General features: G+C 70.6%; 7 protein-coding genes and 1 pseudogene. 3 read left to right on the top strand and 5 right to left on the bottom strand.

Going from position 1 to position 5562, the window contains the following annotated elements; translation table 11 throughout:
* Both ESO86_RS10620 and ESO86_RS10615 read right to left on the bottom strand, forming a co-directional pair.
* The coding region (locus tag ESO86_RS10620; protein ID WP_165307643.1) for an IspD/TarI family cytidylyltransferase at nucleotides 1–297 on the bottom strand (297 nt) is incomplete at its 3' end.
* A gap of 124 nt (nucleotides 298–421) precedes the next feature.
* Complete coding sequence (locus ESO86_RS10615; protein ID WP_067948714.1) at nucleotides 422–904, bottom strand: CarD family transcriptional regulator; 483 nt, start codon at nucleotides 902–904, stop codon at nucleotides 422–424.
* Nucleotides 905–1064: 160 nt separating this feature from the next.
* Here ESO86_RS10615 and ESO86_RS10610 point away from each other — a divergent pair, with 160 nt between their 5' ends.
* On the top strand, nucleotides 1065–1526 hold the full coding sequence (locus ESO86_RS10610) for a hypothetical protein (RefSeq protein WP_129234865.1): 462 nt from the start codon (nucleotides 1065–1067) through the stop codon (nucleotides 1524–1526).
* A 67-nt stretch (nucleotides 1527–1593) separates the two neighbouring features.
* Here the strand turns inward: ESO86_RS10610 and ESO86_RS10605 are convergent, their stop codons facing one another.
* Both ESO86_RS10605 and ESO86_RS10600 read right to left on the bottom strand, forming a co-directional pair.
* Nucleotides 1594–2274, bottom strand: coding sequence for a response regulator transcription factor (locus tag ESO86_RS10605; RefSeq protein WP_129234864.1), 681 nt, complete (start codon nucleotides 2272–2274; stop codon nucleotides 1594–1596).
* The gene (locus ESO86_RS10600) at nucleotides 2271–3521 is read right to left on the bottom strand and encodes a sensor histidine kinase (RefSeq protein ID WP_129234863.1); all 1251 of its coding nucleotides are present in this window, start codon (nucleotides 3519–3521) and stop codon (nucleotides 2271–2273) included. Before ESO86_RS10600 ends, ESO86_RS10605 begins: the two co-directional genes overlap by 4 nt.
* Nucleotides 3522–3712: 191 nt before the next feature.
* Between ESO86_RS10600 and phoU the strand changes: the two genes are divergently transcribed.
* Nucleotides 3713–4369 carry a phosphate signaling complex protein PhoU gene (gene phoU / locus ESO86_RS10595; protein ID WP_129234862.1) on the top strand — a complete coding sequence of 219 codons (657 nt, stop codon included), beginning with the start codon at nucleotides 3713–3715 and terminating at the stop codon, nucleotides 4367–4369.
* 78 nt (nucleotides 4370–4447) lie between these two features.
* On the opposite strand, the gene ESO86_RS10590 is transcribed toward phoU, so the two are convergent.
* On the bottom strand, nucleotides 4448–5194 hold the full coding sequence (locus ESO86_RS10590; RefSeq protein WP_129234861.1) for a phosphoglyceromutase: 747 nt from the start codon (nucleotides 5192–5194) through the stop codon (nucleotides 4448–4450).
* A gap of 112 nt (nucleotides 5195–5306) precedes the next feature.
* On the opposite strand from ESO86_RS10590, the pseudogene ESO86_RS10585 reads away from it, so the two are divergent.
* Nucleotides 5307–5562: pseudogene (locus ESO86_RS10585) on the top strand (class I SAM-dependent methyltransferase); the annotation flags it as partial.

Below are 5562 nucleotides of genomic sequence, written 5' to 3'. Positions count from 1 at the left end.
GAGCTCGGCGAGGCCGCGGGCCACGGACTCCTGCCGCGTCAGGCCGCCTGCGACGACCACGAGGTCGACGGATGCCGCGGCCGCGCGCGGCGCGCAGCGCTCGCGCACCTCGTCGACGCGTTCGGCGGGGGCCACGACCACCACGTACGGCGCCTCGCGCATGCCGAGGACGGCATCCAGGGCGACGCCGAGGATCGTGTCGCCGCCGAGTGGGACGAGGGCCTTGGGTTCCGGGTGCCCGAGCCGGGTGCCGGAGCCGGCGGCGACGACGATGACGGCGACGGTGGAGTCGTTCACGCTTCCACCGTAGTGGCCGTGCCGGCTCGGGTGCGGGCCGATGTCCCCCTTCCGATCCGCGCCCGGAGACGACGATCGCCGCCGTGCGCATCAGCGCCGGCGGCGATCGTCGAATGGGCTCGACCTAGGAGGCGAGCACCTCGTCGAGGACGGTCGAGGCCTGCTCCTCGTCGGTCTTCTCGGCGAGTGCGAGCTCCGAGATCAGGATCTGGCGGGCCTTGGCGAGCATTCGCTTCTCGCCGGCGGACAGGCCGCGGTCCTGGTCGCGGCGCCAGAGGTCTCGCACGACCTCCGACACCTTGATGACATCACCCGAGGCGAGCTTCTCGAGGTTCGCCTTGTAGCGGCGCGACCAGTTGGTCGGCTCCTCGGTGAAGGGGGCGCGAAGCACCTCGAAGACCTTGTCGAGGCCCTCCTTGCCGATCACGTCACGAACGCCGACCAGGTCGACGTTCTCGGCGGGCACCTCGATCACGAGGTCTCCCTGCGTGACGTTCAGCTTGAGGTAGAGCTTCTCTTCGCCCTTGATGATGCGTTTCTTGACTTCGACGATCGTTGCGGCACCGTGGTGGGGGTAAACGACGGTCTCGCCAACCTCAAAAAGCATGAATAGACGTCCTTTCGGCAACTTTCAGGATATCACACCGAGGTAGTGCTAAGGTTCCGCCTCCGCTCCCGGGCGACCCCGACGCCGTAGGCTACACTCGACTCGATCCCACGCGCGCGGGTCGCATTCCGCTGCGCGCACGCTCGTCCTTGGAGGTTCTGTGAAGGCGCGTCTCGCGGCATCCGCTGCACTGGCTCTCGGCATCGCCATCGGCGGCAGCGGGTGCGCCATGCTGACCTACCAGGCGACCACCGAGAAGTACGACCCCAGCGACGGCGTCTCCGCCGATGTCGGCGCACTCGACGTGCGGAACGTCCTCGTGGTGAGCGACGAGGGCGACGAGGGCAACCTCGTCATCTACGTCACGAACACCGGAACCGACGACGAGACCCTCTCCGTGCAGTTCGTCGACCAGGGCGACACGTTCGAGATCGACGTCGACGGCGGCGAGACCGTCTCGCTCGGCACCGCCGACGAGGAGCCGCTGCTCATCGAGAACCTCGATGCCGAGGTGGGCGGCCTCGTCTCCGTCTACCTGCAGGCCGGCAGCGCCGAGGGCGTCGAGATCCAGGTGCCCGTCCTCGACGGTCGCCTCCCCGAATACGAGGACCTCGTCCCGTAGGGGACGCCACGACCACAGGGCGGATGCCGCGGCGCGAGCCGGCGGCATCCGCCTTCTCGTTCTCCGGCTACGCCTCGAACCGGTAGCCGAGGCCGCGCACGGTCACGAGCTGCACGGGCTCGGAGGGCGTGACCTCGATCTTCGACCGGATCCGCTTGATGTGGACGTCGAGGGTCTTCGTGTCGCCGAAGTAGTCGCTCCCCCACACGCGGTCGATGAGCTGGCCGCGCGTGAGGACGCGGCCGGCGTTGCGCATGAGCAGTTCGAGCAGCTCGAACTCCTTGAGCGGCATCGCGACCGCCTCGCCGTCGACCTCGACCGTGTGGCGGTCGACGTCCATCCTGACCCGACCTCCCTCGATGACGGCGTCGTCGAGGTCGGTCGGCTCGATGCGACGGCGGAGCACCGCGCGGATCCGCGCGAGCAGCTCGCGGGTCGAGTAGGGCTTCGTCACGTAGTCGTCGGCGCCGAGCTCGAGCCCCACGACGATGTCCACCTCCGAGTCCTTCGCGGTGAGCATGATGATCGGCACGTTCGAGCGCTGGCGGATCTCGCGGCAGACCTCGGTTCCCGGCAGGCCGGGGAGCATGAGGTCGAGCAGCACGAGGTCGGCGCCGTCGCGGTCGAACGCGGCCACCGCGGCGAGGCCGTCGGCGGCCACCTCCACCTCGTAGCCCTCGCGCTCGAGCAGGAAGCTGAGCGGGTCGCTCAGCGCGATCTCGTCCTCGACGAGCAGGATGCGGGTCACTCTCGGTCTCCTCGGGATGGCGCGGCCGGAAGCACCGCGGCGATACGGGTCTTGGTGTCCTGGGCGACGGGTGCCGGCGCCTCGGACGCCGGCGGGGCGGCATCCGCGGCCTCGCGTGCGATCGGTCGCTCCGCGAGCGGCAGGCGGATCGTGAACGTCGAGCCGCGACCGGGCCGCGACCACACGCGGACGTCGCCGCCGTGGTTCTGCACCGTGTGCTTGACGATGCTGAGGCCGAGACCGGAGCCGCCCGTGTTCCGCGAGCGCGCCTGGTCGACGCGGTAGAAGCGCTCGAACACGCGGTCGAGGTCCTCCGGCGCGATGCCGATGCCCTGGTCGGCGATCGAGATCTCGACGGCGTCGTCGTCGACGATCACGCCGACCCCGACCCGCCCGCCCTCGCTCGAGTACGCGATCGCGTTCGAGATGAGGTTGTGCAGGGCCACGACGAGGAGCGCCTCGTCGCCGTAGACCTCGGCGCGGGACTTCGCCCGGACGGCCACGTCGACGCCCTTCGCCGCCGCGACCACGCGGTTCTGGTCGACCGCGGCGGCCACCACGCGGTCCACCTGGACGAGCTCGTCGCGCCGGAGCGCATCGCGCGCCTGCAGCCGTGAGAGCTCGATGACCTCACCCGTGATGTGAGCCAGCCGGGTCGACTCGACCCCGAGGCGGTCGGCGAAGCGGCGCACCTGCTCGGGCTCGTCGGCGGCCTGGTCGATCGCCTCGGCGAGCAGGCTCACCGACGCGATCGGCGTCTTCAGCTCGTGGCTGATGTTCGCGATGAAGTCGCGCCGCACCTCGTCGAGCCGGTGCGCCTCGGTGCGGTCGTCGGCGAGCAGGAGCACGAACCGCGTGCCGAGACGGGCAACGCGGACCTGGAGCTGCATCGTCGCGTCGCCGAACGGCCCCCGCGGGAGCTCGATCTCGAGCGCGACGGGCTCACCGGTCCGGCGGACCGCCGAGACGAGGTCGACGAGCTCGGCGTGCGCGAGCATCTGGTTGCGGACCAGCCCCATCGCGAGGGCGCCGGGCGACGCCCGCAGCACGTTGTTGGACGGATCGAGCACGACGCCCGCGGACTCGAGGACGTCGAGCACCTGGTCGACGCCGTCGGGGATGGTCGGTGCGACGACGCGGGCCGCGCTCTGGCCGCGTCGTTCGGCCATGTGCAGCACGACCGTGAACCCGGCCCCGAGGAGGATGCCGAAGGTCAGCGCGACCAGCACCGACCAGGTGGAGTCCATGGCACCACCCTAACCATGCCGGTCACCCCCGTTTGCCCCGGGCGGACGCCGGCCGGGGGTAGGTTAGGGAGAGTTCAGCAGCACGGCACCTGCCGTTCACCTTCGACGGCGAGGATGTCGCGTGCCGGTCCGTGACCGGTCATCCCGCGTGCCCGGCGTGGGATCCCGAGACCATCGAAGGGGTCAAACACATGCGTGAGGTGTTCCAGCAGGAACTGCGCGAGGTACAGGACGGCCTCGTCGAGATCGCGACGCTCGTCGCCCAGGCCATCGAGAAGGCGACGCGCGCGTTCAACGAGTCGAACGTCAGCCTCGCCGAGGAGGTCATCGCCGACGACCACCTGATCGACCAGCGCGCCCAGGCGCTCGACGAGCTCGCCATCACCATCCTCGCCCGGCAGCAGCCCGTGGCACGCGACCTGCGCATCGTCGTCAGCGCGCTGCGCATCTCGGCCTCGCTCGAGCGCATGGGCGACCTCGCGACGCACATCTCGCAGCTGGCCCGGTACCGCTTCCCCGACAAGGTGGTGCCGAAGTCCCTCCGCCCGACCTTCATCGAGATGGGGGCGCTCGACGTCGAGATCGCACGCAAGCTCGTCACCCTCCTCGAGAACGAGGACGTCGAGCTGGCCAAGGCCATCCGCAACGAGGACGACAAGGTCGACGCCCTGCACCTCTCGGTGTTCGACAAGGTGCTCGGCGAGACCTGGAAGGGCCAGGCCGTCGACACCGTCGACTCGACCCTCGCCAGCCGGTACCACGAGCGGTTCGCCGACCACGCCGTCGCGATCGCCCAGAAGGTCGACTACCTCGCGACCGGCGACTGGGTGCCCGAGCCGGTCGGCTGACCGGGCCCCCGAACCGTCACGCGACGAGGGCCGAGCGGATGCGACATCCGCTCGGCCCTCGTCGTCGTGTGCGACCGGTTACTTCTTGCCCTGCGCGGCGACGGCCGCGGCGCCCGCGGCGGCGGCCTCGGGGTCGAGGTACTCGCCAGGCTTGGTCGGCATGAAGTCGTCCCCGAGCTCGTAGACGAGCGGGATGCCGGTCGGGATGTTCAGTTCGGCGATCTCCTCGTCGGAGATCCCGTCGAGGTGCTTCACGAGCGCGCGCAGCGAGTTGCCGTGCGCCGTGACGAGCACCGTCTTGCCGGCCCGGAGGTCGGGGATGATGTCGGACTCCCAGTACGGGAGCATGCGCGCGATGACGTCCTTCAGGCACTCGGTGCGGGGCATCTCGTCGTCGGAGAGGTTCGCGTAGCGCGGGTCGCCGACCTGCGACCACTCCGCGTCGTCGGCGAGGGGCGGCGGCGGCGTGTCGAACGAGCGGCGCCAGAGCATGAACTGCTCCTGGCCGTACTTCTCCAGCGTCTCCGCCTTGTCGAGGCCCTGCAGGGCGCCGTAGTGGCGCTCGTTGAGGCGCCACGAGCGACGCACGTCGATCCAGAGGCGGTCGGCCGCCTCCAGCGCGAGATCGGCGGTCTGGATCGCGCGGGTCAGCACCGACGTGTGCAGCACGTCGGGGAGCACCCCCTTCTCGACGAGCAGCTCGCCGCCGCGGGTCGCCTCCGCGCGACCCTGGTCGCTGAGCCGGACGTCGACCCAGCCGGTGAACAGGTTCTTCTGGTTCCAGTCGCTCTGGCCGTGGCGCAGCAGCACGAGGGTGTAGACCATGCGGTCCAGCCTAGCGACCCCGTCGCCGCAGGCCGTCGGCGGGGTCGAACCGTGACGGATGCCTCCGGCACCCGGGCCGCCCCGGCTGCGTCGTCCTGCGAGACTGGACGACATGCCGGTCGGATCGGTCACGCGGGGGACGACGAACACGAACCGCCTGCGCCGCGTCGATCGCTGGATCGCGGAGCAGGCGGCGTTCCGCCGCGCCGCCGAGCCGCTCGTGGTCGATCTCGGCTACGGGGCGAGCGGCGTGACCGCGTTCGAGCTCGCGGCGAGACTCCGCCGCGTCCGGCCGGACGTCGCGGTGCTCGGGCTGGAGATCGACCCGACGCGCGTGCGCGCCGCGGAGGCGCAGCTCGACGCGGTGC

The organism is Agromyces binzhouensis (genome assembly GCF_004135055.1).
Taxonomy (GTDB): domain Bacteria; phylum Actinomycetota; class Actinomycetes; order Actinomycetales; family Microbacteriaceae; genus Agromyces; species Agromyces binzhouensis.
This window is presented reverse-complemented; position numbering and strand designations above follow the sequence as displayed.

What these genes read in the sequence shown, in the direction of transcription:
- ESO86_RS10590 (WP_129234861.1), bottom strand. Translation starts at nt 5,194, where the DNA reads ATGGTCTACACCCTCGTGCTGCTGCGCCACGGCCAGAGCGACTGGAAC.
- ESO86_RS10615 (WP_067948714.1), bottom strand. Translation starts at nt 904, where the DNA reads ATGCTTTTTGAGGTTGGCGAGACCGTCGTTTACCCCCACCACGGTGCC.
- phoU (WP_129234862.1), top strand. Translation starts at nt 3,713, where the DNA reads ATGCGTGAGGTGTTCCAGCAGGAACTGCGCGAGGTACAGGACGGCCTC.
- ESO86_RS10600 (WP_129234863.1), bottom strand. Translation starts at nt 3,521, where the DNA reads ATGGACTCCACCTGGTCGGTGCTGGTCGCGCTGACCTTCGGCATCCTC.